Genomic DNA, 4058 nt, shown 5'->3' on the forward strand with positions numbered 1-4058 from the left:
GTCAATGCCGCCCCCCCCTTATTCCCACCCCTCGCTTTGTGCGGGGCTGAGTTATGAAACGGTCTGCCATTCACAGCTGCCACCATGAAAAGCTCAAGAACGAGAAGGGGTTATGTTTGGGATACGCAGTCGGATATAGCTCTGCTGGAAGCTATCAGCACTCTGCTGCTGCTGTCCCGGAGTCATAACCGTCAGTTGGAAAGACTTGGCAGCCGGGCCGGCTGAGGCTGACACGGATTTAGCCAGTTAAACCTGTAAGGCGACAGGTTCGCTCGAACAATGGGATCAGCTCTTTGCCCGTTAGCCGGGGTCGCGTAATTTGCTGGGTGCGATTCCTTTGACACGCTTGAACGCCCGGGAAAACGACGATAAGTCGCTGTAACCCAGCTCCCTTGCGATACGCCCCAAAGGCAAGTTGCTGCCCAGCAACAGGCCTTCGGCCTTTTCGATACGCACGCTTTCAAGCAAGGCGACCAGACTACTGCCTTCCTCACTGAGTCGCCGTGTCAGGGTCCGTTGTGACATCGCCAGCGCCTCTGCAACGGTAGCCGCATCCGGGACCTTTTTACTGAGCATCGAAACGCTGATGAAACGCCGAACCTTGCGGGTAATGGGCTGATCCTGCTCGGCCTGCGCTAATCGGGATTCAAGCGCTGACACCGCAACATCATGGGTGCTCCGATTACGGGTGAACAGGGGCCGCGCCAGGGTGTTGCGGGAAACCGAGAAGAATGTCTCCGGGCAGCCAAATTCAACGTCTGCGTTGAAGTAGCGCTGGTAGACTTCCGGCTCAAAGTCACTCTCATGGGCAAAGTGGATAGTCCCATTAGAAGCCGCCTTTGGGGTTGCTGTGTCTGTCTGTTTAGAGAGCCTGACCATCTGAAACAGGTCACTGGGGATAATTTCCGTCAGGATCTCATCAAACGGCGAGCCCAGCGCATGCAGACACTGGATATGCACCTGCACCTCATTGCCGACCGTTACCCTATACAGTTCGTGAGTAGGAAGAATCAGGGGGAAATAGCGTAGTGCCACATCCAGGGCTTGCCCCAGTGTCTCTGTTGTCATGGCCGCCACACTGATCATGCCGTGGGCGGTGACGGGAATATGCCTCAGTAGCTGCAACGATGCCGGCTCCTTGCGGTTCGTGAAGCGCAGAATTTGCCGCAGGATTTCCTTGAACTGCGTCAGGCTCAACGAATCAAGGCTGCCTTGTTCTGGCAAATGACAGGCGACACGTGCTTGCCGGACGCTTCCGCCCCCGGCTTGCACGATGGATTCAAAGGTTTCCAGAAAATAACCGGGAAACCGCAGTGCTGCCTCGTCTTTGTTCATTTTCCCCTTCATGCCTTAACAGGCCGATACAGGCCGCCTTTCACGGCTGACCTGCCCACAAACCATTACCCAAGCCTCATCGGATAGAAGAGACCACCGGTATTGAAAAGGAACCGGTTTGACTCTGGGCGCCATCGTTTGACCGTGCCGGCCAAATTTGGGATGACGCCTCATATCCCGCCGCCGCAAGGACAAGGTTAACACCGAACGCTGGGCGAACCGTCTCCGAAAAATGCCGTCGATGGCTGACTGCTGCGGATGATGCGAACACACCATTCGCCACGGCAAATTGGCGACAAAAGACAAGCATCGGCGACAAATGCCAACCCGCTCTCCTGTCTAATGTCAGGCCGTCTATGGCGCCGGGCAATGTGGCTGGCGGATATAGACCCTTTTCAACATCATGGCAGGAGACAGACAGTGAACCATCGATTTCTGGAGCGCGGCGCCGCCTGGTGCGGGCTGGTATACCTGATGCTATTCGGCATGGGCTGGCTGGTTCTCGCCCACTTCTTCCCCCCCATTGCGCCAACCCGCAACGCTGCCGAAGTCGCCAGGATCTTTGAAGAGCGCCATGTGATCCTGATGCTGGCCAGTGTCTTCATGATGTGTTCGACCTGGGCGTTGTTGCCGGTATCGGCCCTGCTGGTAATGATTATCCGCAAGATTGAGGGCGGAGTGGGAATGGTGACCCTGATGATAGGGTTCACCCTGGCCACCTATCTGGTGATGAACTTTTATACCCCGTTCTCGTTCGCGCTGGCGGCCTTCCGCCCCGATCGCGCGCCGGAAATTGTCCAATATGCCAGTGACTATGCGTTCCTTCAGTTCATGGGCGGTATCCCCATGTTTCTGGGGGTCTGGGCGCTCAGTGCCTATGCCATCCTGGTGCAGAGCCCGCGGGAGAATCCGATGATCCCGCGCTGGTTCGGCTACTTTAACCTGTGGGCCGCCATTCTTTATCTGCCCGAGCTGCTGGTGTTTTTCTTCAAGGACGGTCCGTTCGCCTGGGATGGCATTATTGGCTTCTGGATTCCGGCCATCATCTTCATCATCTACTTCCTGCTCACACCGTTCATTCTGGTGCCGGTTGTGCGCAAGCATTTCTCATGAACCAGCCAGGTATCAACAGCTCCGCCATGGGTGCCGGTGAGCGCAAGCCTCCCCATATCCCCGGCGAAGCCGAGCTGTGGATCTTTATCCTTGGGGATCTGGTCATTTTCGGGCTCTTTTTCGCCATCTGGGGCTGGAACCACGCCAGCCAGCCAGCCCTCTTCGCGGAGGGTGGCGCCCAGATGAGCTGGGCGATCGGGCTGGCCAATACCCTGGTGCTGATCACCAGTTCCGCCGCCGTGGCGGCCGGGCTGACCCTCGTCCGCCAGGGCCAGGGCACAGCGGCCCGGCGCGCTTACCAGTTGGCCGCAGCCCTGGGGGGCACCTTCGTTGTCCTGAAGGTGGTGGAGTACAGCCAGCACATCCTGGCCGGGGCCAGTGCCCTCAATAATGTTTTTTTCATGTACTACTTTGTCTTCACCGGCATCCACCTTCTGCATGTGCTGGTTGGCATCGGGGCACTGCTGCTGGTGATTCGTCGCTGCCGTCAGCTGCAGCCCAATACCCCGCCCGGTGAGCGTGATGTGGCCTTCCTAGAAGGCATCGGGGTGTTCTGGCATCTGGTTGATCTGCTGTGGATCGTGCTGTTCTTCCTGATTTATCTGGCTAGCTGAGGGTCGACATGATGAGCCATTTGATAGGTAACCGCGTGCGCGCCCTCAGGCCGGTGCTGGTTGTGTGGCTGGCGCTGGTCCTGATCACCCTGGTATCAGCACTGGAAAGTACCCAGCCGGCTTCCATTTATGTGCTTGGCGCCATCGCTGCGCTGACGGGCCTGAAAGCCTTTCTGGTGATGTTCGCGTATATGGAGGTCAGTGGTGCACCGCTCTGGTTGAAGGGGGTGTGCAGTGCCTGGGTGATCATCGCCATCGGCGTCGCCACTGCCATGATGGCGTTCCCCGACTGGAGCGTTGACCTGGCACAGCGCTTTGCCGCCTAGCCGGCACAGCGACCAAGGACAGAATTTTTACGGTCTCAGAGAGGAATGAAGATGCGATTTGATGCGGGACGAATACTGCTTTTGCTTTCCGCCGTGGGGTTGTTGCCGATTGCCCTGTCCTACGGGGCGTTTCCGGCTACCACGCTCGACTATCTGTTCGATATTGAGGTGGCGAACGTGAACAGCACCCACATTTACCGAGCCGTCATGGGCCTGTATCTCGGGAATTTGCTGTTCTGGCTGGCGGGCGCCTGGCTGCCGAAGCTGAAGCCATTTGCGTTAGTGACGCTAGCGCTGTTCATGCTGAGCCTGGCCACCGGCAGGCTGTTGAGTATCGCCGTTGACGGCATGCCCCACTGGCTTATGGTGGTCTACCTTTCCCTTGAAGTGATTATCGGCTCTGCGGCATTACTGGTTTTAATGCATGAACATCACACGCCATAAAGCCGCTTGCGCCCGATACTATCGATAACGCTGAACCTTGCCGCCCATGGGCAAACGCCTGTGCACTGCGAATCACGATGGTGAGGCGGTCAAGCGTCAGTGGTGTCTATTCCTCCTCAAACGCATCCCGATGAAACGCCGCCGCTTCCATCACCTCACGGAGTCCGCACGCCATCAGTTCCGGCACCTCGCCGCCGGCCAGCACCGTCAACATGGTATGCACACC

The 4058-nt window shown here is 57.7% G+C and carries 5 protein-coding genes; 4 read left to right on the forward strand and 1 reads right to left on the reverse strand.

The genetic code is table 11. The annotated features are described in order from the left end of the window. Positions 1-300: 300 nt before the first annotated feature. Positions 301-1272, reverse strand: coding sequence for an AraC family transcriptional regulator (locus HUJ17_RS09855; protein WP_290510532.1), 972 nt, complete (start codon positions 1270-1272; stop codon positions 301-303). 483 nt (positions 1273-1755) lie between these two features. On the opposite strand from HUJ17_RS09855, the gene HUJ17_RS09860 reads away from it, so the two are divergent. Genes HUJ17_RS09860 through HUJ17_RS09875 form a run of 4 tightly spaced genes read left to right on the forward strand, consistent with a single transcriptional unit; the run spans position 1756 to position 3832 of the window. After that, positions 1756-2448, forward strand: coding sequence for a hypothetical protein (locus tag HUJ17_RS09860; RefSeq protein ID WP_290510533.1), 693 nt, complete (start codon positions 1756-1758; stop codon positions 2446-2448). Continuing rightward, a complete protein-coding gene (locus HUJ17_RS09865) occupies positions 2445-3062 on the forward strand; it encodes a cytochrome c oxidase subunit 3 (RefSeq protein WP_290510534.1) in 618 nt (205 codons plus the stop codon). The genes HUJ17_RS09860 and HUJ17_RS09865 overlap by 4 nt, the downstream gene beginning before the upstream one ends. 11 nt (positions 3063-3073) lie before the next feature. Further along, a complete protein-coding gene (locus HUJ17_RS09870) occupies positions 3074-3388 on the forward strand; it encodes a cytochrome C oxidase subunit IV family protein (RefSeq protein WP_290510535.1) in 315 nt (104 codons plus the stop codon). 51 nt (positions 3389-3439) lie between these two features. Beyond that, positions 3440-3832 carry a DUF4345 domain-containing protein gene (locus HUJ17_RS09875; protein WP_290510536.1) on the forward strand — a complete coding sequence of 131 codons (393 nt, stop codon included), beginning with the start codon at positions 3440-3442 and terminating at the stop codon, positions 3830-3832. Positions 3833-4058: the final 226 nt, after the last annotated feature.

This window comes from Alcanivorax sp. (assembly GCF_014762765.1).
Taxonomy (GTDB): Bacteria; Pseudomonadota; Gammaproteobacteria; order Pseudomonadales; family Alcanivoracaceae; genus Alcanivorax.

Excerpts from the sequence above, each read along its gene's own strand:
- HUJ17_RS09865 (WP_290510534.1), top strand. The coding sequence starts at position 2,445 with ATGAACCAGCCAGGTATCAACAGCTCCGCCATGGGTGCCGGTGAGCGC.
- HUJ17_RS09875 (WP_290510536.1), top strand. The coding sequence starts at position 3,440 with ATGCGATTTGATGCGGGACGAATACTGCTTTTGCTTTCCGCCGTGGGG.
- HUJ17_RS09870 (WP_290510535.1), top strand. The coding sequence starts at position 3,074 with ATGAGCCATTTGATAGGTAACCGCGTGCGCGCCCTCAGGCCGGTGCTG.